Source organism: Lachnospira hominis (ex Liu et al. 2021), assembly GCF_014287955.1.
Taxonomy (GTDB): domain Bacteria; phylum Bacillota; class Clostridia; order Lachnospirales; family Lachnospiraceae; genus Lachnospira; species Lachnospira hominis.
The window spans coordinates 251,198-273,327 of record NZ_JACOPD010000001.1 but is presented as its reverse complement, the minus strand read 5'-3'; the positions used below and the strand labels follow the sequence as shown (position 1 = coordinate 273,327).

At 37.9% G+C, this 22,130-nt stretch carries 20 protein-coding genes; 14 read left to right on the top strand and 6 right to left on the bottom strand.

The genetic code is table 11. The features are described from left to right. Positions 1-54 precede the first annotated feature (54 nt). The 3 genes from cysK (at position 55) to H8S01_RS01310 (ending at position 2,948) form a co-directional block, all read left to right on the top strand. On the top strand, positions 55-996 hold the full coding sequence (gene cysK, locus H8S01_RS01320; RefSeq protein ID WP_021865775.1) for a cysteine synthase A: 942 nt from the start codon (positions 55-57) through the stop codon (positions 994-996). A gap of 394 nt (positions 997-1,390) precedes the next feature. Continuing rightward, on the top strand, positions 1,391-2,125 hold the full coding sequence (gene thiW, locus H8S01_RS01315; RefSeq protein WP_186835890.1) for an energy coupling factor transporter S component ThiW: 735 nt from the start codon (positions 1,391-1,393) through the stop codon (positions 2,123-2,125). After that, positions 2,118-2,948 (top strand): hydroxyethylthiazole kinase, encoded by an 831-nt coding sequence (locus H8S01_RS01310; RefSeq protein ID WP_186835889.1) that lies wholly within the window; start codon positions 2,118-2,120, stop codon positions 2,946-2,948. Before thiW ends, H8S01_RS01310 begins: the two co-directional genes overlap by 8 nt. A gap of 5 nt (positions 2,949-2,953) precedes the next feature. On the opposite strand, the gene H8S01_RS01305 is transcribed toward H8S01_RS01310, so the two are convergent. Further along, positions 2,954-3,523, bottom strand: coding sequence for a thiamine phosphate synthase (locus H8S01_RS01305; protein ID WP_186835888.1), 570 nt, complete (start codon positions 3,521-3,523; stop codon positions 2,954-2,956). Positions 3,524-3,628: 105 nt separating this feature from the next. On the opposite strand from H8S01_RS01305, the gene H8S01_RS01300 reads away from it, so the two are divergent. Further along, positions 3,629-4,453 carry a bacteriohemerythrin gene (locus H8S01_RS01300; protein ID WP_186835887.1) on the top strand — a complete coding sequence of 275 codons (825 nt, stop codon included), beginning with the start codon at positions 3,629-3,631 and terminating at the stop codon, positions 4,451-4,453. Positions 4,454-4,520: 67 nt separating this feature from the next. Here H8S01_RS01300 and H8S01_RS01295 read toward each other — a convergent pair whose 3' ends face one another. The 4 genes from H8S01_RS01295 to nadA are packed head-to-tail and all read right to left on the bottom strand — an operon-like array spanning position 4,521 to position 8,266. Further along, positions 4,521-5,042 (bottom strand): transcription repressor NadR, encoded by a 522-nt coding sequence (locus H8S01_RS01295; RefSeq protein ID WP_243204166.1) that lies wholly within the window; start codon positions 5,040-5,042, stop codon positions 4,521-4,523. Positions 5,043-5,089: 47 nt separating this feature from the next. Continuing rightward, on the bottom strand, positions 5,090-5,941 hold the full coding sequence (gene nadC / locus H8S01_RS01290; RefSeq protein ID WP_186835886.1) for a carboxylating nicotinate-nucleotide diphosphorylase: 852 nt from the start codon (positions 5,939-5,941) through the stop codon (positions 5,090-5,092). A gap of 51 nt (positions 5,942-5,992) precedes the next feature. Next, complete coding sequence (locus H8S01_RS01285; protein ID WP_186835885.1) at positions 5,993-7,324, bottom strand: L-aspartate oxidase; 1,332 nt, start codon at positions 7,322-7,324, stop codon at positions 5,993-5,995. A gap of 39 nt (positions 7,325-7,363) precedes the next feature. Further along, positions 7,364-8,266 carry a quinolinate synthase NadA gene (nadA, locus tag H8S01_RS01280; RefSeq protein WP_186835884.1) on the bottom strand — a complete coding sequence of 301 codons (903 nt, stop codon included), beginning with the start codon at positions 8,264-8,266 and terminating at the stop codon, positions 7,364-7,366. A gap of 291 nt (positions 8,267-8,557) precedes the next feature. Between nadA and H8S01_RS01275 the strand changes: the two genes are divergently transcribed. Then, positions 8,558-9,874: a putative ABC transporter permease gene (locus H8S01_RS01275; RefSeq protein WP_186835883.1), complete on the top strand. Its 1,317-nt coding sequence runs from the start codon at positions 8,558-8,560 to the stop codon at positions 9,872-9,874. A gap of 85 nt (positions 9,875-9,959) precedes the next feature. On the opposite strand, the gene H8S01_RS01270 is transcribed toward H8S01_RS01275, so the two are convergent. Continuing rightward, positions 9,960-10,850, bottom strand: a complete 891-nt coding sequence (locus H8S01_RS01270; RefSeq protein WP_021865765.1) for a class I SAM-dependent methyltransferase — start codon at positions 10,848-10,850, stop codon at positions 9,960-9,962. A gap of 238 nt (positions 10,851-11,088) precedes the next feature. Between H8S01_RS01270 and H8S01_RS01265 the strand changes: the two genes are divergently transcribed. From H8S01_RS01265 to rplW, 9 genes are all read left to right on the top strand, one after another. After that, positions 11,089-13,284, top strand: a complete 2,196-nt coding sequence (locus H8S01_RS01265; protein ID WP_243204165.1) for a SulP family inorganic anion transporter — start codon at positions 11,089-11,091, stop codon at positions 13,282-13,284. After that, positions 13,281-15,110, top strand: a complete 1,830-nt coding sequence (locus tag H8S01_RS01260) for an ABC-F family ATP-binding cassette domain-containing protein (protein WP_186835882.1) — start codon at positions 13,281-13,283, stop codon at positions 15,108-15,110. Before H8S01_RS01265 ends, H8S01_RS01260 begins: the two co-directional genes overlap by 4 nt. 216 nt (positions 15,111-15,326) lie before the next feature. Beyond that, positions 15,327-16,091: a hypothetical protein gene (locus H8S01_RS01255; RefSeq protein WP_186835881.1), complete on the top strand. Its 765-nt coding sequence runs from the start codon at positions 15,327-15,329 to the stop codon at positions 16,089-16,091. 36 nt (positions 16,092-16,127) lie between these two features. Beyond that, the gene (locus tag H8S01_RS01250; protein ID WP_186835880.1) at positions 16,128-19,022 is read left to right on the top strand and encodes an ABC transporter permease; all 2,895 of its coding nucleotides are present in this window, start codon (positions 16,128-16,130) and stop codon (positions 19,020-19,022) included. A gap of 16 nt (positions 19,023-19,038) precedes the next feature. Continuing rightward, on the top strand, positions 19,039-19,722 hold the full coding sequence (locus H8S01_RS01245; RefSeq protein ID WP_186835879.1) for an ABC transporter ATP-binding protein: 684 nt from the start codon (positions 19,039-19,041) through the stop codon (positions 19,720-19,722). A 317-nt stretch (positions 19,723-20,039) separates the two neighbouring features. Next, positions 20,040-20,354 (top strand): 30S ribosomal protein S10, encoded by a 315-nt coding sequence (gene rpsJ, locus H8S01_RS01240; RefSeq protein WP_021865189.1) that lies wholly within the window; start codon positions 20,040-20,042, stop codon positions 20,352-20,354. A gap of 188 nt (positions 20,355-20,542) precedes the next feature. After that, positions 20,543-21,178 carry a 50S ribosomal protein L3 gene (rplC, locus tag H8S01_RS01235; protein ID WP_186835878.1) on the top strand — a complete coding sequence of 212 codons (636 nt, stop codon included), beginning with the start codon at positions 20,543-20,545 and terminating at the stop codon, positions 21,176-21,178. A gap of 28 nt (positions 21,179-21,206) precedes the next feature. Continuing rightward, the gene (gene rplD, locus H8S01_RS01230) at positions 21,207-21,827 is read left to right on the top strand and encodes a 50S ribosomal protein L4 (protein WP_186835877.1); all 621 of its coding nucleotides are present in this window, start codon (positions 21,207-21,209) and stop codon (positions 21,825-21,827) included. Then, positions 21,827-22,126, top strand: coding sequence for a 50S ribosomal protein L23 (rplW, locus tag H8S01_RS01225; RefSeq protein WP_186835876.1), 300 nt, complete (start codon positions 21,827-21,829; stop codon positions 22,124-22,126). Before rplD ends, rplW begins: the two co-directional genes overlap by 1 nt. Positions 22,127-22,130: the final 4 nt, after the last annotated feature.

Here is a 22,130-nt window from a genome sequence, read left to right as displayed (position 1 = left end):
CAAAACATAGCAATCATACTAAAACAGTAGGAATAAAAACAAGGAGAATTTGATATGAGTAAAATAGTTGAGAGCAGTTTGGAATTAATCGGTAAAACACCTCTTTTAAGAGCATCTAGATATGCAGCCAAGGCAGGTGCAACTGATGCGGATATATTAGTTAAGCTTGAATATCTTAACCCGGCGGGTTCAGTTAAGGACAGAGTAGCACTTGCAATGATTGAAGATGCAGAAAAGAAGGGTGAATTAAAGCCGGGGGCTACAATTATTGAGCCAACTTCAGGAAATACAGGTATCGGTCTTGCAGCAGTAGCTGTGGCAAAAGGTTACAGAGCAATTCTTACACTTCCTGATACAATGAGTGTTGAGAGAAGAAATCTTCTGGCAGCATATGGTGCAGAACTTGTACTTACAGAAGGTTCTAAGGGAATGAAAGGTGCTATTGCAAAGGCAGAAGAGCTCAAAGAGTCAATTCCGGGAGCAGTTATTCTGGGACAGTTTGATAACCCTGCTAACCCAGCAGTACACAAGGCAACAACAGGTCCTGAAATATGGGAACAGACAGATGGAAAAGTTGATATATTTGTTGCCGGTGTTGGTACAGGCGGAACAGTTACAGGCGTCGGCGAATACTTGAAGTCAAAGAATCCTGATATTAAGATTGTTGCTGTAGAACCTGCAACAAGCCCGGTTCTTTCAAAGGGAACACCTGGAGCACACAAGATTCAGGGAATAGGTGCCGGATTTGTTCCAAAGGTATTGAATACAAAGGTATATGATGAAGTTATTACAATTGAAAATGATGATGCATTTGAAGAAGGAAGAACATTTGCAAGAAGCGAAGGAATACTTGTAGGTATTTCATCAGGTGCCGCATTAAAGGCAGCAGACATTCTTGCCAAGAGACCTGAAAATAAAGGAAAGACTATTGTTGCACTTCTTCCGGATTCAGGTGACAGATATCTTTCAACAGCATTATTCAGCACAGCTGAGTAATCAGGCTTGACAAAACAGAATGAATTCGTATAATAATAAAAGAACTTTTTGTATGTGTATTTGAAAATACAGGTATGGTACGAGGGGGAGCGCCCTGGTACTGTGTATGGAAAGTATAGCGATGGGAGTCCGTGTTTCGGATTGAGAGGATGCATGTGAGCATCGACCGCCAATAATTTTAATAGCTGTTTTTGGCGTAGTCGTTATATCTGGAAGTTCTATATTATGAGTGAATTATAATCAGCAGACATATTACAAAAAGATATGGTTTGCATATAAGCTGAACAAATTATAGAAGATATTAAGGATACGTCGCAAGGCGTATCCTTTTTCAATTTGCAGAGCGTATTTCTCATAGCCGGTATACGTCTATACAGCGGAAAAGAGGAGAAACATGAACAAAAGTCAAAAATTAACAAAGCTTATTTTCCTTGCTATGATGGTGGCAATCGGCGTAGTAATTTCACCGATTCTTCGAGTAGAGGGAATGTGTCCTATGGCACATTTTATTAATGTAACATGTGCTGTTATGCTCGGACCATGGTATGCATTTATCTGTGCACTTGCAATCGGAATTATCCGTATGGCATTTATGGGAATTCCGCCACTTGCACTTACAGGAGCGATATTCGGTGCATTTTTTTCAGGTATGCTTTACCGTCTTTCAAAGGGTAAACTTATATGTGCATTTTTAGGAGAAGTAATAGGAACAGGTATCATCGGTGCAATAGTTTCTTATCCTGTAATGACATTATTCTGGGGAAAAACAGGTCTTACATGGTTTTTCTATGTTCCTTCATTTATCGCAGGAACACTTATCGGAGGAAGTATTGCATTTATTTTCTTAAAGCAGCTTCAGAAAGCAAAGCTTTTATCAAAATTCCAGACAGCACTTGGTTCAAATGTATATGAAGGTTCAGATGTTGTCACAAATGATGCAATTGGCATAGCATGTCTTGGATTTATCGGATATCTTGCAACAGTTGTAATTGTAAATAATTTTGTAGCAAATCCGACAGGTTTTGTTTCAATTATAAAATACATAGTTTTTGCTGTATTTATTATAGCAGCTGTGGTATTCTGGTTCGTGAAGAAACCAAAGAAGGAATCAAAAGAATCTTATGTATAATAAATGGAATGATGTAAAAGGAAAAATTGACAGCCAAAGTCCGCTTATTCATTGTATTACAAGCCCGATTGCAATTAATGACTGTGCCAATGCAGTGCTTGCACTTGGAGCAAAGCCTATTATGGCAGAACATCCGCTGGAAGTGGAAAATATAACATTAATGTCAAAATCAATTGCAGTAAGTCTTGCTAATATTACTGATGCAAGAGCGGAGTCAATTATGATTTCCGGTAAAACAGCATGCAAAGCCGGTATTCCATCAGTAATTGACCTGGTTGGTGTTACATGCAGTAAAATGCGTGCAGACCTTGCAAAGAAATATATTACACAGTGCAGACCGGCAGTTATCAAGGGAAATGTATCAGAGATAAAGGCGGTATGTGGAATGGGATTTGATGCATCATCTGGAATAGATGTGTCAGATAAGGATAAGGTTGATTCAGCCAATCCAAAGTCAATAGAAGAGATGTCTTATATTGTTAAGAATTATGCAGCTGCTAATGGCTGTGTTGTTATGGCAAGCGGTGAGACAGATATTATAAGCGATGGAAAAGAAGTTTATCATATTTCAAATGGTTCATCCAGGATGGCAGATGTAACTGGTACAGGATGTATGCTTAATTGTATAACAGCAGTATTTATGTCTGTTACAGATGCACTTACGGCTTGTGTGCTTGCAGCGGCAGTGCTTGGTATAAGTGGCGAATTGGCTGATGATTCCAGAGGACTTGGCACATATCATATCGGTCTTATTGATTCACTTTCCCTTATGGATTCAGAAAAGTTTTCGCAGATGGCGAAGATAAAAAAGTACAATAAATAACATTATTACGGTGTCATTTTCATAAAACCAGACATCATACATCCACCGGCAGCACCTGCCTGAAGAATTTCAGGCATACGTGCTGCCGTTATTCCTCCTATCGCATAGACAGGAAAATCTGCAATTTCAACAACACTTTTTAGAAAATCAAGTCCTCTTCCTGCAAGACCCTTTTTGCAGTCGGTCTCGTAAATATTACCGGCAAATGCATAATCTGCACCAAGTTTTTTGGCAAGAAGCATGTCTTCAACAGAGTGAACGGAAGTACCTTTTATCTTAAAAAATGAGCCTTTCTGTTTGTCAAGTTCTGACAATATATGCAGTGGGAGATGAATAAATGGGTGATTGCATTTTATTGCAACATCATAAAAATTGTGGAGAATAAGCATTACATTTTCATTATTGCATATTTCAATAGCTTTCCCGGCAAGTTCCTCATATTCTTCCGGTGATAAGTCCTTTTCACGGAGAACTATTGCTTTTGGGTGAAGCGATGCGATAAATTGTAATTGTTCAAAATAAGAAAATTCATCACAAAGATGTCTGTTAGTTATTGCAATCATATTTTCATACATAATATTTTACCGGCCTTTCTGGTACAAAATTGTTATTGCGGCATGTTTCTTTATGGATTATAATGGATAAAATTATAAAAAACAACAGAATAGGAGATAATAAGTATGTATACATTTACTAAGGATTGTCTTATTGGAATAGAAGCAATAGATAAAGAACATGAGCAGCTTTTTAAGATGATAAACGATGCAGCAAAAATGCTTAACGATGGACAGGTAAGCGTTCCTGCCGTAAAAAATGTTGTTAATCATTTGAAAGATTATGCGGCAGAGCATTTTGCACATGAGGAAGCTTATATGGAAAAGATAGGTGACCCGGAGCTTGCACGTCAGAAAAAAGAACATGCTTCATTTGCGGCAAAAGTTGCCGGTGTTGATTTTGATTCAATGACCGATGAGGAGGCTGTAAAAGAGCTTACAGAACTTGTGAAATTCCTTGCAAAATGGCTTTATCATCATATTCTTGGCAGCGATATAATGATTGGCAAAATGATATCTGAAAAGCCGGCAGGTGCGGGAGACAATCAGAAAAAGAGCATGTTTGAATTTACAGATGAATACAAAACAGATATTGATTTTGTAGATGATGAACATAAAAAGCTTTTTGAGATTATTGAGCGTACATATGATGTAATTAATAATCCGTTTCTTGCAGATAAATATGATTCAATAGTTTCTATTATTGCAGAACTTAAAGATTATACAGAACTTCATTTTAAGGATGAAGAGAATTATATGGAAAAAATCGGTTATGAGGGACTTGCAGCACAGAAACTTGCACATGAGTCATTTGTTGAAAGACTTGCAGAAATTAATATGGAAGAGGTTGATGACAGCCAGCATGAGTATCTCTGTGAACTTATAGATTTCCTTCTTGGATGGCTTAAAAACCATATTTTGAAGATGGATAAAAAAATCCCGGTAAAATAATAAATAGAACATCATTTTATGATAAAAACCGCAGCTCCGGAGTAAATACCGGAATTGCGGTTTTTGTTTATTTTATATATCCATTCTGCTTTAATGATTGTTCAATTTCATCAAGAATCTCTTCACTTGGAGCTTCGATAGTGTGGAAATGTTCATTACATGTCACATTTTTAAGAAGTGATGAATTGCCGCTTTCCACATCATTAATGAATCGGGCGACATCACGTCTTGAGGTAATATCGAGCTTTGCTTCAAAACGGCCGTATACATTGTGGTCAACAAATACATTGAGAACTTTGCCGCCTAAATCAACGATTAAAGAAAGCTCATCAGCAGTCTGGTCATCGCTGTGTGAAACTTTAAATGTGCGAGTAAAAACCTTTGGCTTTGGAGCGATAACATATCCGCGGTTTGTTGAAAGGATATCATTTCCTGAAGCACGAAGAAGAGCAATATCCTGTACAACTGCCTGTCTGCTCACGCTGAAATGATTAGCAAGAGCAGTGCCTGATACAGGAACAGGACTGTGTTCAATATAGTCTATTATTTTATTGCGACGTTCTTCTCCATTCATTTTATTTTTAACCATGCCTTTCTACATTTCTTCGTTATATAAATATTTCATGTAAAATAAAATTATATTCTGTGAAGATTTTTGAGGGAAATATCCATAATAGGTGCTGAATGTGTAAGTGCACCGCTTGAAATATAGTCTACGCCGATATTAATTAATCTGTCAATATTTTCTTTTGTTACATTTCCTGAACATTCTGTTTTTGCTCTGCCGTCTATTATTTTTACAGCTTCTTTCATCTGTTCAGGTGTCATGTTGTCAAGCATGATGATGTCTGCACCAGCTTCGACAGCTTCGCGTACCATGTCAAGATTTTCAGTTTCAACTTCGATTTTTCTTACAAATGGGGCATAGTCTCTTGCCATTTCAACGGCTTTTCTGACACTTCCGGCTGCACCGATGTGGTTGTCTTTAAGGAGAACACCGTCGGAAAGATTGTAGCGGTGATTGTATCCGCCGCCGACTGTAACGGCATACTTTTCAAAGATTCTGTTGTTTGGAGTTGTCTTTCTTGTATCGAGAAGACGGGTTTTGGAGCCGGAAAGCAGGTCGGCGATACTTCTTGTGTATGTTGCAATTCCGCTCATTCGCTGAAGGTAGTTAAGTGCAGTTCTCTCGCCTGACAAAAGGACTCTTATGTCGCCTTTTATGATTCCCATAAGCTGGCCTTTTGTAACTTTGTCGCCGTCTTTTACTTTCATATCAAATTCAGTATTTTCATCAAGGAGGCTGAACACACGCATAAATACATCAAGTCCGCATATTATTCCGTCCTGTTTGCATATAAGTTCAACTTCTCCCGGACATGCATCAGGCATTACGGCATTAGTTGTTATATCTTCACTTGTTATATCTTCGGCAAGAGCCTGCTGTATCAGATGGTCGGCATTTAATTTCATTGTTATTGAATTCATGGTAAAAATCCTTTCGTGCAATATTGGTATTTATTGTTATAAAAATAATATTTAAGCTGATTTTTTGGCATTTGTTTCATTTTTAGCACGTTCTATTTCATTTAAAACAGATTCGCGGTAGTTTGCAGCGATTTCTTCTTTATTAGTATAAAGTGATGTGTTGATATTATCAATTATAAAATCCGGGCACTGCAATGTATTGTCAAAATCCATGTCATTGACAGCACGTTTCGCAAATACAAGACTTTCAAGAAGTGAGTTGCTGGCAAGGCGGTTGGCACCATGTACGCCGTTGCAGCTTGTTTCACCGGCTGCATACAGGTTATTCATTGTTGTTTTACTCTTCATATTAACTTTTACGCCGCCCATAAAATAGTGCTGTGCAGGAACAACCGGAATAGGTTCTTTTGTGACATCATAGCCTTCCTCAAGACAGTGCTCATATATATTAGGAAAATGATTTTGTATCACTGCTTCGTCAATAGGTGCAAGCGACAGCCATACGTGATTGCTGTTTTCCTTTTCCATTTCATTAAATATTGCTGCTGCAACAACATCTCTTGGCTGTAATTCATCTGTGAAACGCTCACCTTTTTCATTAAGAAGAACGGCACCTTCACCGCGGACGGATTCTGAGATTAAGAAACGTCTTCCGGGTTTTGAAGAGTAGAGTGTTGTGGGATGAATCTGTATGTAATCAGGATGCTCAAGTTCAATATTGTGATTTAAGGCTATTGCAAGTGCATCGCCTGTGAGCTGTCTGTAATTGGTTGAGTGTGTATACAGACCGCCGATGCCGCCACATGCCCATAATGTGTACGGTGCCGTTATTGCATAGAGAGTATCATTTTCACCGGCTGCAATGATGCCGTAGCATGTGTTATCTTTTTCGATGATATCAAGCATTGTAGTGTTTTCCATTATTGTTATGTTGGAACGGTTTCGTACCTGTGCAAGCAGTTTTGATGAGATTTCTTTTCCTGTTATATCTTCGTGAAAAAGAATTCTAGATGTTGAATGTGCACCTTCTCTTGTAAATGCAAGACTGCCGTTTTCGTTATGTTTGAAGTCAACCCCGTAACCTATAAGTTCACGGATTGTGTCCTGTGATGAACGAATCATTATATCTACAGCCTCAGGATTGTTTTCATAATGGCCTGCACGCATAGTGTCTTCATAGTAGCTGTCGTAGTCATTATCGTTTTTTAACATGCATATACCGCCCTGTGCAAGAAATGAATCGCTTTCTTCGGCAGTTGATTTTGTTATCATGATTATGTTTTTATCCTCAGGAAGGCTGAGTGCTGCATACATTCCGGCAACGCCTGTGCCTGCTATAACTATATCTGCATTGATTTTTTTCAGGTTTGAATTATTCTGCATAATAATCTCCATTCTGCAAACGATTGTGTTAATGTCTGCTTATTTTGCAAGTTCGAGCATTTTATCAAGTGATGCAAGAGCTTTATCTTTTAAATCGTTGTCTAAGAAAATTTCATTTTTACCGGTTTTTAAGACATCAAGTATTTTTTCAAGAGTGACTTTTTTCATATTTACACATGTAGGAAGTCCGACAGTATAGAATGTTTTGTCAGGATATCTTTCTCTTAATTCGTATAATACGCCACATTCTGTGCATATGATAAATGAAGCGGCTTTGCTTTCTCCGGCATACTTTATAATTCCTGATGTACTGCCGATGAAGTCGGAGAGTGCAAGTACGTCCTGTGTACATTCAGGGTGGGTAAGAACTTCGGCATCAGGAAACTTCTTTTTACATTCGGCAAGTTCTGCGGCACTTATGCCTTTGTGGATAGGACAGAATCCCGGATTGAAAATGAAGTTTTTTTCAGGAATCTGGCTTGCAACATATCGTCCGAGATTTTCGTCAGGTATAAAAAGAATGTTTTTATTAGGGAGAGCTTTGACAACTTTTACAGCATTTGCGGAAGTTACACACACATCAGAGTGGCTTTTTAAAAGTGCAGTTGAGTTTATATAACAGACAATGGCAATGTCATCATATTTTTCTTTTACTTTTTCTATGTATTCAACAGTTGCCATATGTGCCATCGGACAGTCAGCATGACTGTCGGGCATAAGTACTGTTTTTTCAGGGTTTAAAAGCTTTGCACTTTCGCCCATGAACGACACACCGCTTAAAACGATAATATCGGCATCAGTCTCCTTTGCAACTTTGCTTAAATAATATGAATCACCTGTATAATCGGCTACTTCTTTGACATCATCATCGACGTAGTAGTGAGACAGAATGACTGCATTTTTTTCTTTTTTAAGGCGGTTGATTTCTTCAATAATATCCATAATTAAATAAAGCCCCGGTAATGAGGCGGCCTCCTTTGGTATTTGCTAAAATATTACGTGAGATTATAGCATAAGACTTTACATGTGACAAGACACATGTTAAAAAATATCTTTACATAAAGTTTACACCGGAATATTGGATGTAAATGAAAAGCTACTTATTAATATTAATATAATTTTTAGTTGTGGTAAAAATATTTTTATTATATAATATTAACATGTCTGTGTATGCAGACACGGCACTGGCCCGGCGTTATAATTTTAATTTATAATTTAAAATGGAGATATAATATGCAATATACGTTTATTCAGTTGATATTTTTATTTTTTGTATACTCTTTCCTCGGATGGATTTTTGATATGACAGTGGCTGCTATCAGATATGGAAAGATTTTAAACAGAGGATTTCTTAATGGACCACTCAGTATCCAGTATGGAATTATTATGATTATAGTTCTTCTTGATATTAATGATTTGTGGGATTATCCACTTTATCAGTTTATTACATGTATGGTTATTGTATTTATGACGGAATATGCGTCAGGTGCAATTTTGAAGAGAATTACAGGAAGACGTTTCTGGGATTATTCTGATATGAAGCTTAATGTCGGTGGATATACATGTGCATTCAGCGTGCTTGGTTGGGGATTTACAGCAGCAGTTACTGTATGGCTTATCAATCCGCTGGTGTGCATTGTCTATTCGCTTATTCCTGTAAATGTTGTAAAAGTTCTTGAGATTATTGCGATAGTTGTGTTTTTAATTGATTTGTTTGTGACAGCAGCAACTATGTTAAAATGGCATTATGCAGGCGGAATATATGGTAATGTGGCTGACACGCTCAAAAAGACAAAGAGCACGCTCGGAAGAAAAACATATGAAATTATTTCAAGGCGTATGTATAAAGCATTTCCTGAGCTTGTAGGTCAGGAAATTAATGACGAAGTAGGTTTTGGAAGGACTAAGGACAGAATATTTGCAAAGGGGCTTTGCATAGATAAGCTTGTGTGGATATTTTTTGTTAGTGCATTAATCGGAGACTGGGTTGAGACTGTGTTTGTGTGGGCTACTTCCGGTGTATTTATGAGCAGAAGCAGTCTTATATACGGAACATTCAGTATTGTATGGGGTCTTGGAGGTGCATTGGCAACTGCCATGCTTTATCCTTTAAAGGATAAGAATCCGCTTTTTATATTTGCAGGAGGCTTTTTCCTCGGCGGAGTTTATGAATATAGCTGTTCTGTTTTTACGGAAGTTGTATTCGGAACAGTATTCTGGGATTACAGCCATCTTCCATATAATATTAACGGAAGAGTGAATCTTCTTTTTTGCGTATACTGGGGAATAGCGGCAATAGCATGGGTAAAACTTCTATATCCGGCGGCAAGCTTTTTACTTGAAAAGATACCACCTGTTGCGGGAAAGATAATGACATGGATTATAGTTATATTTATGGTGCTTGACATGGCTGTTTCAGGTGCAGCGATAAGCAGATATGTCTCAAGAAAAGCCGGAGTTGAAGCGTCAAATCCTGTTGAGCATATGTGTGACAGCATTTATAAGGATAAGCTGATAGAAAGAATTTATCCTAATATGAAGATTCAATAAAGAGTATAAAAAAGCCATGCAGTGTTGTAATTCATGGATTACATTCCAAAGTTACATCATGTGCATGGCTTGCTTTTTATTTAATTTACAGATAGAAACGTCCGGATGCTCCGCATGGAAGCACAAGTCCGTTAGATGTTACAGGCAGTCCGACCTCCTGGGAGTCAACATGACCGTTAAATTTCTTTAATTCGGTATTTAAAAGATAACTTAAAACTGCAGGCTGAAGTCCTGTCGTGTATGAGTTGATAAGGAAAAATAAAGGCTTGTCTGTAAGAAGTCCGGCACACTTGGATACAAGCGGATGGATTGCATCTTCTATTTTCCAGATTTCACCCTTAGGACCGCGGCCGTAAGATGGGGGATCCATAATAATTGCATCGTAGTGATTGCCACGTCGGATTTCACGTTCTACAAACTTGACACAGTCATCTACAATCCAGCGTATCGGCTTATCCGAAAGTCCGCTTGAAGCGGCATTTTCCTTAGCCCATGTCACCATGCCTTTTGAAGCGTCTACATGTGTTACGGCTGCACCGGCAGCAGCACATGAAAGTGTTGCACCGCCTGTATAAGCAAAAAGATTTAAAACCTTGATTGTTCTTTCAGGGTCTGCAGCTTTTGCATCTGATATAAGTTTGCCAAACCAGTCCCAGTTAGCAGCCTGTTCAGGGAAAAGGCCTGTGTGTTTGAAGCTGAACGGCTTCAGGTTAAATATTAGAGGCGTGTCAAATGAAGGACTGTTATATGAAATCTGCCACTGTTTTGGCAAATCAAAGAACTCCCAGTCGCCGCCGCCTTTGGCACTTCTGTGGTAGTGGGCATTCATATGCTTCCAGCCTTTGTTAGTCTTTGGAGTATTCCAGATAACCTGTGGGTCCGGTCTTACAAGTATGTAATCTCCCCAGCGTTCAAGTTTTTCTTTGTCAGATGTATCTATAACTTCATAATCTTTCCAGTTTTGTGCGATAAACATAAAATTTATTACCTTTCATTTTATAAATAATACAAAGTATACCGCTATCAGTATACATTAAAATAATCATTTGCACAATCAGAACGATATTTTTTATAAAAAATTTGCAGACATGTAAGCCATTATGATATAAAATAAAATACACAAAGAAAAATTACTTCGCATAAACAAAGAGAAGATACAGGGATTCTGCATAGATAACTGCATTTCTCTTGCAAAAAATAGTAGGAGGGACATTTTGAATTTTAAGAATTATAAACGTGAATATCTGATGAAAGACATAATATCAGGTATTATAGTTGCACTTATATCAATCCCTATTTCCATGGGATATTCCCAGGTAGCAGGGCTTCCTGTAGTATATGGTCTTTATGGTTCGCTTTTTCCTGTAATAGTGTTTGGACTTATCTCTTCATCACCACAGTTTGTATTTGGTGTTGATGCGGCTCCTGCGGCACTTGTCGGCGGAACAATTGCAACGCTTGGAATTGCATCAGGAAGTGAAGAAGCGATGCGGGTTGTGACGGTCATAACATTCGTTACTGCGTGCTGGCTTCTGCTTTTCTTCTTAGTAAGGGCGGGAAAGCTTGTTAATTATATATCAAAGCCTGTGCTTGGCGGATTTATATCGGGAATCGGATGTACAATCATACTTATGCAGGTTGCAAAGCTTTTTGGTGGAACAGCCGGAACAGGTGAAGTATTTGAACTTGTAAGCCACATAATCTCACAGCTTGGAAGTTTTAATCTGCTTTCACTCATTATGGGTGTGGGTACAATTGCTGTTGTGCTTATAAGCAAAAAAATATCAAAAAAGTTTCCAATGTCAGTAATTATGATGCTTGTCGGTGCATTGTCCACTGCAGTATTTCATGTTGACAGATATGGTGTCAAACTGCTTCCTAAGGTTGAGCCGGGGCTTCCAAAGTTTAAAATGCTTGATTTTTCGGTATTGTCAGAACATCCGGCACAGATTATAACACTTGGTCTTACGGTTGCACTTGTAATTGTGTCATCTACACTTTTAACTGCGTGCAATTATGCAATAAAAAATGATTACAAAATACAAAATAACAGAGAAATTCTTGCATATTCTGTCTCTAATTTCTGTGCCGCATTTAACGGATGCTGTCCGCTTAACGGTAGTGTATCAAGAACGGGTATTGCAGAGCAGTTTGGCGTTAAATCACAGATGATGTCTCTTGTAGCTGCTGTGACAATGCTTCTTGTTCTTATGTTTGGAACAGGGTTTATTGCATATCTTCCGGTTCCGGTTCTTACAGGTATAGTTATTGCGGCACTTATGGGAATTCTTGAATTTGGAATGGCAAAGAAGCTCTGGAAGACTGATAAAGTAGAGTTTGCAATATTTACGGGAGCATTTCTTGGTGTTCTTATATTTGGAACTATTTACGGCGTTATAATTGGTATTGTGCTTTCATTTGTTTCAGTTATTATAAAGGCGTCGGTTCCTCCGAGAGGACTTCTGGGTATTATTCCGGGACAGAACGGTTTTTATGATATGGAGAGAAACCGTAATGCACATGCTGTAAAAAATACTGTTATTTACAGGTTCAGCGGTACTTTGTTTTTTGCAAATATCAATGTTTTTGTAAATGATATAGAAAAGGCGGTAATGCCTGACACAAAGCAGGTTATAGTTGATGCCAGCGGTATTGGAAGCATTGATATAACCGCGGCAGACAGACTTGTGCTTCTTGCAGGAAAGCTTGAAAACAAAGGGATAAAATTTTACATAACCGAGCATGTCGGTGCAGTAAATGATCTGCTAAGAAAGCTTGGAGCCGGTGAGCTTATTGAAAAAGGTGCTGTGCGAAGAACCATTTCATTAGCTTTAAGAGACGCCGGAGTAGTTAGACCATATCCGCTTGAAGACAGGGATGGCATGACTCCTATGGACACAGTGCTTGAGAGCAATGATGAACTTGCCGAGTTTGAATGGGCTTTCGGGGATGATGCTGATGAACGGATGGAAAAACTTGCACTTGAAGTTGCCGGAAAAGTTGCTGATGGCGATATAGATGAAAAAGGTATTATTAAAGATGCTGAGCAGCATGCGTCATGGGGACGTATCGGTTTGTTTGATGAAGATGAACTTCTTGACAGACTTGAGATGCATCTGTCAGAAATAGCACAGCGAGGACATCATGATCCAAAACAGCTTGAGGAAAGAATTGAAGAGAGACGTGCTGTTGTTGAGAAGAAGCTTCAGAGCCTTAATCCGGAAGCTATCAAGGCACTTCATGAACACAGAAGAAAGATGGCAGCACATTTTAAAAATGCCAACCCTAAGGCTTATGAACATATGATACAGGTAAGAAAAGAGCATATAGAAAAGCTTGAAAAGAGTGATCCAAAACTCGCAGAGAAATTAAAGGAACTTTATAATCACGGAGAAGACAGTGAATCATGAATATTTTAAATGCAGAAAAAATCAGTAAAACATATGGTGAAAAGGTATTGTTTGATAAAGTCGTGCTTGGCGTAAATAAAGGCGACAAAATAGGCGTTATCGGTGTAAATGGTACAGGAAAATCAACATTTTTAAAAATTATTGCAGGAATTGAGGAACCTGACGCGGGAGAAATTGTTTCCGGGCGTGGAGTTACAGTGTCATATCTTGCACAGGCACCGCAGTTTAATCCTGGTGATACGATTGTGGGTTATGTTATTAAAGATAAAAATAATGCAAGTGAAGCTGAGGCAAAGACAATACTTACAAAGCTTGGAATAACTGATTTTGACGCTGCAATCAATACTCTTTCCGGTGGACAGAGAAAAAGGATTGCACTTGCAAGAACACTTGTGTCACCTGCCGAGGTTCTTATACTTGATGAGCCTACCAACCACCTTGACAGTGATATGGTTATATGGCTTGAAGAATATATTAAGAAATTCAAGGGCGAACTTATAATGGTAACGCATGACAGGTATTTCCTTGATAATGTAACAAACAGGATTGTTGAACTTGACGGTGGCAAATTATATGGTTACGATACAAATTATTCCGGGTTTCTTGAGTTAAAAACCCAGCGTGAGGAGATGGAGCGTGCGACGGAAGCTAAACGTGCCAATATTTTACGCCGGGAACTTGAATGGATAAGACGTGGCTGTCAGGCACGTTCGACAAAACAGCAGGCAAGAATTGACAGATATGAAGATATGAAAGAAGCGTCAAGGCAGGCAAGAGCAAGCTTTGAAAATAAAGCACTTGAAATGAATTCTGTAAGCACGCGTCTTGGCAAAAAGACTATAGAATTGTCAGATATATGTAAAAGCTTTGGAGAAAAGAAAGTGATAGATGATTTTACATATATTTTTCTGCGTGATGACAGAATCGGCATAATCGGAAAAAACGGATGTGGCAAGTCTACGCTTATGAAGATAATAACAGGTAATCTGAAGCCTGATTCAGGCAGTGTGGAGATTGGCGATACTGTAAGAATTGGCTATTTTATGCAGGAAAATGAACCTCTTGATGAAAAGATGACTGTTCTTGAATTTGTAAGAAGCATAGGAGAGTATGTGACAACAGCTACAGGAAAAGCTACTGCTTCGCAGATGTGCGAGAAGTTTCTTTTTGGACCAAAGAGCCAGTGGACACCAATATCCAAGCTGTCTGGCGGCGAGAAGAGAAGGCTGTATCTTTTAAGCGTGCTTATGAGTGCACCTAATGTCCTTATACTCGATGAGCCGACTAATGACCTTGATATTGAGACACTTGAAATATTAGAAGATTATCTTGATGGATTTGCAGGAATAGTTATAGTGGTTTCGCATGACAGATATTTCCTTGACAGAACTGTTGACCGTATCTTTTCATTTGAGGGCGGTGGCAGATTAAAGCAGTACGAGGGTGGTTTTTCGGATTATTATGAGAAAAAACAGGCAGAAAACGGTATTGCATCTGATGGTGCTACGCAGTCAGTAAAAGAAGCTGTATCTGGTGATACGACATCTGCAAAACCTAAAAAGTATTATAAGGAAAGAGAAAACAAGCTGAAGTTTACATATGCCGAGCAAAAAGAATATGATACGATAGATGATGATATTGCATCACTTGAGTCAAAAATTGAGGAACTTGATGGTGAGATTGCAGGTGCTGCAACACAGTACAGCAGGTTGAATGAACTGATGCAGGAAAAAGCGGATGTTGAAGCACAGCTTGAACACAAGATGGACAGATGGGTGTATCTTAACGACCTTGCAGAAAAGATAGAAGCCCAGAAGCAGAATTAAAAATTTTCAAAAATAAAATTATATATAATATCAGAAACCGGTCGTAAAGTCAGTAAAATCTGGCTTTTGCGGCCGGTTTTTAAATGTTAAAAAAATATAAACATTTTACAACTAAAAAATAAAATACTTCGTATATAGATTTAGAAGAGCAAAATTCAATCTGCAATTTTAAAATCTTTAAATTGTATGGGGAGTTTAAAGGGAAAAGAGGTATTTATGAAAAGAAGATTTTTAATCAGGGGGAGTTGTCTTGTTCTTGCAATCGGGATGATATTAGCAGGAATGGGATGTGAAAAACGTAAAAGAGTTCCGGAGGATATGACACTTGGTGACGAATATCTTGAAAAGATAGTGTTGGCGTCGGATGTTGAGGAGAGAGATTTTGAGGAAGACGGCATCAGGTATCATGAGTTTAAGACAAAGAAAATGATTGTCACATATCCATTGATTGAAAAAGAGGTTAAATCGGAGACGGAAATCAGGAAGGAATCATTTTCGCTGAGAACGGATAAATCTTTTTTTATTGGTGACAGGTCATTTGATTACAAAAAGAGAACCTGCTGGTATAAGTATGTGGCACTGCCGTATGTGGACAGAGACGATAAGATGGTAAAAAAAGAGTATTCATTATATAACGCAAAAGGTTATATTAAACAGCTCGGAGATTCTTATCAGGAAACTATTGATAAGATAGGAATATCAGAGGCTGATGATATTTTTAAGGTAAATGGGACAGACAAACAGATTATAGAAAATGGTGATACTCACAGACCGATAATTGTACTTTTTGGAGATGAAAATTCAAGTGCGACCAGCTACAATGATTTGAATGTCAAGTTCTGTAAAGAATTGAATAAAGCAGTAATAAGAATAGACACGACATATACTGACGGAACTGCCGAGACAAAATATTACAAGATAAAGACATATAACAATAACACATTTACACATTATACGTTTTACGAAGTTGAGTTTGACTGAGGTGTATCACAAAATGACGAAAGGCGGGGCTGATTTATGAATAAGAAGCTTTCAAAACTTTTTTACAGAGGGATGTGGCACAGAAAAAAAGAAGTAGCCGGTGTGTGTATAGCGACAATGCTGGCATCATTTTTTATAACATGTATATTGCTTTTTCAGGAAAATATGTATCAATGGCAGGTGGCGGAGAATTTTATGAGGTTCGGAAGCTGGTTTGTAATGCAAAGCAGTGGAGAGCCATACAATACCTTGAAAAATAGTATTTATCTTGATGAACCTGTAGAAGCCGGAGTATACGGTACAATTTATAACAGAAACTGGGACAAGGCAAGAGGGTGTATAGGTTACATGACACCTGAGTTTATGGAACAGGCTAATATAGAACTTGATAAAGGAAGATTGCCTGAAAATGAAAAAGAGATAGCCTGTGACTGGACGACACTCGCAAAACTCGGATATAACGGTCAGTTGGGACAGGAAATAGTAATAAAATATTATCAGAATGACAATAAAAGCCGTGAGGACCCGGAAAGACAGGCTGTGTACACACTTTGCGGTGTGTTCGGAGATTATTCAGATGTATGGGAATACGGAAAATATATCCCATGCGGAGTAATAACGAAGGAAGCATGTGAACAGCTTGATTCAAAAGAATCCAAAGTGTGGCTGTACAGTCTTAAAAATACAGTAAGAAATAAGGATTACAACAGTATTTATAATGAACTTCAGGGCAACATAACATCAAAGATTTTCTATAATACAAGTGTGTATGATTTTGAGGCGTGGGGACCGAAAGATATTTATAATTATATTTACATACTTGTAATGATAATCGGAGTTGCATCCCTTACTTATCAGGTTATAGGTTATCAGCATGGCAGAAACAGATTTTATAAAAGAATACAGCTTATAGGTGCGTCAAAAAAACAGGTACATATGATGCGTCTTGTGGAAAATGTCACAATACTGGTTGCTGCGGGTGTGCTTGGAAGTTTTATTGCAATGTTTGGAGCGAGAGCTTTGTGCTGGTATCTTGAGTGGTATAAAGGAATTTCATTTTTTAAGATTACAGCGGCCATTATTTTAAAATGTATTCTGACTATATTAATTGCAATTGTTATGTCAGAGCTTGTCAATGTAAGCATGATTAGGAAAAGTTCAGGTGTCTGGACAGAGAATTCAAAGAAGAAAAGCAAATCAAAAGTTTCTTATAATTATAAAGGAAAGCTTAAAAAGAATAATCTTACATGGCAGATGCAGGTAAGAATATCAAGAAGCAGTGGATTGGGACAAAGACTTGGTGTCCGGATTTTCTCCCTTGGTGTTACGGCGGTTATAATTTTTTGCTTCCTTAATATAAGCAATGCAGTTAAAGATTATAAGTCTATTGAGAATATGTATGATATGACGGGTTTCCAGCAGTCAGACAGGAGCCTTGAATACACACTTCCAATGACTACAAAGTATTCTTTGGAAAATTATATAGACAACAGCAATATGGATACAATGAAGTATCTTCTTCAGAAACAGGTACCGCTTATTACAAGAGATGAGTATATCACAAAAGAGCAGGAGAGTAACGAAAAAGCAAAGAACGGCAGACATACTTATGTAAAATCTAATGAAGAGGTGGTAAGACAACTCGATATAACAGCACATGATATATATTGTAAACCCGGAAATACAAGTCTGTTAAAAGGAATAGATAAATCATTTCTTGATAAAGTAGAACAGTTAAATGGAGTAGAGAGCATAACATATTCATGTTTTGAGTCTATGCGTAACTGGACCTGGGATAGTATGGATTATGAAAAAATGGGGGCAAGACGTTTTTCAAAATCTTCATCCAATTCAAAAGATAAAATGACGGGATATGCAGATAAATATCTTTATACAACATATTATCTTGATGCGGACAAAATATTATATGACAGATTAAAACAGTATGCAGGAAGCGGATTTGACTATGATTCATTTGCTGATGGAGAAAAGATAATTGTGTTTGTTGATAAGAATCCATATGAGCAGTATGACGATTCTATAAAGGAAGGAAGTAAAATAAACTTTCATTATTATAATGTGCTTCTTCCGGGAGCAGATAGAAAGATGTCGTCTAGTTCTTATTTTAATATATTTGATAGAGGTAAAGATGATGTAGAATATAATTTCTTTTACGATGCTGCAATTGAAAAACATCTTGAGGATAAGATATATGCCTATCAGCTTGTGGCATCAGAAAGAGGAAGAACTTATCAGAGTTTATTAAGAACAGAATATGGGGCTTCATCGGAATATCTCGGCCTGGAATATGATATGAAATATGGTACATGCGTATCACCTGAAGCTGCAGGAGTTGTGTATGTCACTGATGAAATAAAAAATGAATTAAAAGACATTATTCCGGATTTTGGATATTATACAGCAGTTGCATCCAAGAAACTCGCTGAGACAGAATGTGAAAAACAGAATGAACTTCTTGAAAAAATTTACGGCGAAGAATTGCCGGAAGAATTGAAGTGTGAACTTAAAGATAATACATTTACAATAAAATATAATATCGCTGCTTCTTATTCAGCAACTGATAATATTGTACAGATTTACTGCAAGTCAAATGATGTAATATTTACAACCAATTCTGAACTTAAAAGTGAGTACCGCACGAATGTGCTTAATGCATTTCTTGAATACGGCATAACAATGCTGGCGGTAATTATAATTAATCTTCTTATTATAACGGTGCTTACAAAGAACCGGATTGAGAACAGGACTGACAAAATAGTACTGTTAAAAAGACTGGGGGCAGGCAGGTCAAGAATTGTCCGTATATTTATGATAGAAGTGTTGCGTGAATCGCTGTGGTGCGTATTTACGCTTCCACTTCAGATGATAATTCAGTTTATTGTATACAGAAGTCAGATTAAGAAAATATAAAGGAGTTGTGGTTATTATGGAAAATATAATTTTAAATGCAGCAGGAATTTCAAAAACATACCATGCAGGTTCGGTTGATGTAGAGGCTTTGAAGAAAAGCGATGTATTATTTAAAAAGGGGGAGTTTACGGCTATAGTTGGAAAGAGCGGTTCGGGCAAGTCTACACTTTTAAGGATAATAGGAACTATGGACAGACCTGATGAAGGAACTGTGGAAATTGAAGGGATGAATGTGTTTGAGATGAAAGATAAACAGCTTTCAAAGTTCAGGCGTGAGAAGATAGGCTTTATATATCAGGATTACAGCCTGTTTCCTGAATTTACAGCGTATGAAAATATTGTAGTTCCGTTTGCACTTGACAATAAGAATGCACCTGAAGAAGAGATTGATGGAATACTTGAATCACTTGGAATATCACATTGTAAAGGAAAATATCCTTCACAGATGTCGGGTGGCGAACAGCAGCGTGTGGCAATTGCGAGGGCAATTGCCACGCATCCAGCCGTAATATTTGCAGATGAACCTACAGGCAATCTTGATGCCGAGAGTGCAAAAATAGTTGCAGATATGCTTTCAATGGCATCAAAAAAATATAACCAGACAATAATAATGGTGACGCACGATATGCAGATGGCAGACCATGCAGACAGAGTTCTTACAATTGTAGACGGCAATGTGAAAGAAGGAAAATTATATTAAGATTGTACTAAAAAAAGAACAATAAAATTTATTGATTTTATCAAACTTATCATGTATACTATCACTTGCTGTGACATTGATAGCGTAGAAGCGTGAGGTTGCTGCCGCAAGGCAGGTTTTCCGTGGAGCGAATGTCAAGGCCGGTATTAACCGGCAGATGAACCTGGCGACAAGTCACTGTACAAATATTAATCATCTGCATGAGCAGAGATGACACGCAGTTATTGAGATGAGAATTTTCGATACGCGTGGGAGTGTGTACAGTCACCGCTTGTCGTACTTACATTATAAAGTGCGAAAAGGAGGCGACTTTTTTTATGGCAAATCAGGTAATAAGAATTACACTGAAAGCTTACGATCATCAGTTAGTTGATCAGTCTGCGAAGAAAATCATCGAAACAGTTAAGAAAACAGGAGCTCAGGTGAGTGGTCCGGTACCTCTTCCAACAAAGAAGGAAGTTGTTACAATTCTTAGAGCTGTTCACAAGTACAAAGACTCTAGAGAGCAGTTTGAACAGAGAACTCATAAGAGACTTATCGATGTTTTAACACCTTCACAGAAGACTGTAGATGCATTATCTAAGTTAGAGATGCCAGCTGGTGTATTCATCAATCTTAAGGTTATGAACTAATCATTCCTTAAACTTTTTTTCATTATTTTTAAGAGCATTAATCCTAAGGGTTTAATATAGAAGCAACTTGGCAACAGTGGTGCAGGTTCCACTTATATTAGCTGTTCTAGGATGACAGGATGCGCTGTGCATATGTTTAATAAGGCATATCATCTTGTCCGCTGTAGATTAAAACAGGAGGAAGATCAATGAAGAAAGCAATTTTAGCTACAAAAGTCGGAATGACTCAAATCTTCAATGAAGACGGTGTTTTAACACCTGTAACTGTTCTTCAGGCAGGTCCTTGTGTTGTTACACAAGTTAAGACTGTAGAAAACGACGGTTACGATGCAGTTCAGGTAGGTTTCGCTGATATTAAAGAAAAGTTAGTCAGCAAGCCTGTTAAAGGACATTTTGACAAGGCAGAGGTTCCTTACAAGAGATTTGTAAGAGAGTTCAAGTTTGAAAATGCTTCAGAGTATTCAGTTAAAGATGAAATCAAGGCTGATATCTTTGCTGCAGGAGACAAAGTTGACGCAACTGCTATTTCAAAGGGTAAAGGTTTCCAGGGTGCAATCAAGAGATTGGGCCAGTCAAGAGGACCTATGGCTCACGGTTCTAAATTCCACAGACATCAGGGTTCAAACGGATCAGCAACAACACCTGGTAGAGTATTCAAGGGAAAAGGAATGCCTGGACATATGGGTTCAAAGAGAATCACAATCCAGAATCTCGAAGTAGTAAGAGTTGATGTTGAAAACAACGTAATCTTAGTAAAGGGTGCAGTACCTGGACCTAAGAAATCATTAGTAACACTGAAAGAAACAGTAAAAGCTGCAAAGTAGTTTTTGCTAAGGAAGGAGGACCACACAGATGGCAAACGTATCTGTTTACAATATTGAAGGCAAGGAAGTTGGTTCTATCGAATTAAACGATGCTGTATTTGGTGTTGAGATTAACGAACATCTTGTACACATGGCTGTAGTAAACCAGCTTGCAAATAATCGTCAGGGAACACAGAGCGCAAAGACACGTTCAGAAGTTTCTGGTGGCGGAAGAAAACCTTGGAGACAGAAGGGAACTGGTCATGCAAGACAGGGTTCTACAAGAGCTCCACAGTGGACTGGCGGCGGTATCGTATTCGCACCAAAGCCAAGAGATTATTCATTCAAGATGAACAAGAAAGAAAAGAAGATTGCTCTTCTTTCAGCTTTAACTTCAAAGGTTGCTGACAACAAGATTGTTGTTCTTGATGAGTTCAAACTTGATGAAATCAAGACAAAGAAATTCGCAGAAGTTATGAACAACTTAAAGGTTTCTAAGGCACTCGTAGTTCTCGAGGGCGAGAACAAGAACGTTGTTCTTTCAGGAAGAAATATTCCTACAGTTAAAGTTTCAGCTACAAATGAGATTAACACATACGATGTATTAAAGTATGATACTCTCGTTGTTACTAAGGCTGCTGTAGAGAAACTCCAGGAGGTGTATGCATAATGGCAAACGTACAGTATTATGATGTAATCCTCAAGCCTGTTATCACAGAGAAATCAATGGCTGATATGGCTACAAAGAAATATACATTTCTTGTACATCCTGAAGCAAATAAGTCAATGATTAAAGAAGCTGTTGAGAAGATGTTTGAAGGAACAAAAGTTGCTAAAGTAAACACAATGAACAGCGTTGGTAAGAAAAAGAGAAGAGGCAGAGTTGAAGGTATGACTGCTAAGACAAAGAAAGCAATCGTTCAGCTCACAGAAGACAGCAAAGATATCGAAATCTTTGAAGGCCTCTAAAATA

Coding starts and splice junctions, on each gene's coding strand:
- H8S01_RS01310 (WP_186835889.1), top strand. CDS start 2,118: ATGTATAATAAATGGAATGATGTAAAAGGAAAAATTGACAGCCAAAGT.
- H8S01_RS01300 (WP_186835887.1), top strand. CDS start 3,629: ATGTATACATTTACTAAGGATTGTCTTATTGGAATAGAAGCAATAGAT.
- H8S01_RS01275 (WP_186835883.1), top strand. CDS start 8,558: ATGCAATATACGTTTATTCAGTTGATATTTTTATTTTTTGTATACTCT.
- rplD (WP_186835877.1), top strand. CDS start 21,207: ATGGCAAACGTATCTGTTTACAATATTGAAGGCAAGGAAGTTGGTTCT.
- H8S01_RS01295 (WP_243204166.1), bottom strand. CDS start 5,042: ATGGTTAAAAATAAAATGAATGGAGAAGAACGTCGCAATAAAATAATA.
- rplW (WP_186835876.1), top strand. CDS start 21,827: ATGGCAAACGTACAGTATTATGATGTAATCCTCAAGCCTGTTATCACA.
- H8S01_RS01285 (WP_186835885.1), bottom strand. CDS start 7,324: ATGCAGAATAATTCAAACCTGAAAAAAATCAATGCAGATATAGTTATA.
- H8S01_RS01270 (WP_021865765.1), bottom strand. CDS start 10,850: ATGTTTATCGCACAAAACTGGAAAGATTATGAAGTTATAGATACATCT.
- cysK (WP_021865775.1), top strand. CDS start 55: ATGAGTAAAATAGTTGAGAGCAGTTTGGAATTAATCGGTAAAACACCT.
- H8S01_RS01245 (WP_186835879.1), top strand. CDS start 19,039: ATGGAAAATATAATTTTAAATGCAGCAGGAATTTCAAAAACATACCAT.
- nadC (WP_186835886.1), bottom strand. CDS start 5,941: ATGAATTCAATAACAATGAAATTAAATGCCGACCATCTGATACAGCAG.
- H8S01_RS01305 (WP_186835888.1), bottom strand. CDS start 3,523: ATGTATGAAAATATGATTGCAATAACTAACAGACATCTTTGTGATGAA.
- nadA (WP_186835884.1), bottom strand. CDS start 8,266: ATGGATATTATTGAAGAAATCAACCGCCTTAAAAAAGAAAAAAATGCA.
- rplC (WP_186835878.1), top strand. CDS start 20,543: ATGAAGAAAGCAATTTTAGCTACAAAAGTCGGAATGACTCAAATCTTC.
- H8S01_RS01260 (WP_186835882.1), top strand. CDS start 13,281: ATGAATATTTTAAATGCAGAAAAAATCAGTAAAACATATGGTGAAAAG.
- H8S01_RS01250 (WP_186835880.1), top strand. CDS start 16,128: ATGAATAAGAAGCTTTCAAAACTTTTTTACAGAGGGATGTGGCACAGA.
- H8S01_RS01255 (WP_186835881.1), top strand. CDS start 15,327: ATGAAAAGAAGATTTTTAATCAGGGGGAGTTGTCTTGTTCTTGCAATC.
- thiW (WP_186835890.1), top strand. CDS start 1,391: ATGAACAAAAGTCAAAAATTAACAAAGCTTATTTTCCTTGCTATGATG.
- rpsJ (WP_021865189.1), top strand. CDS start 20,040: ATGGCAAATCAGGTAATAAGAATTACACTGAAAGCTTACGATCATCAG.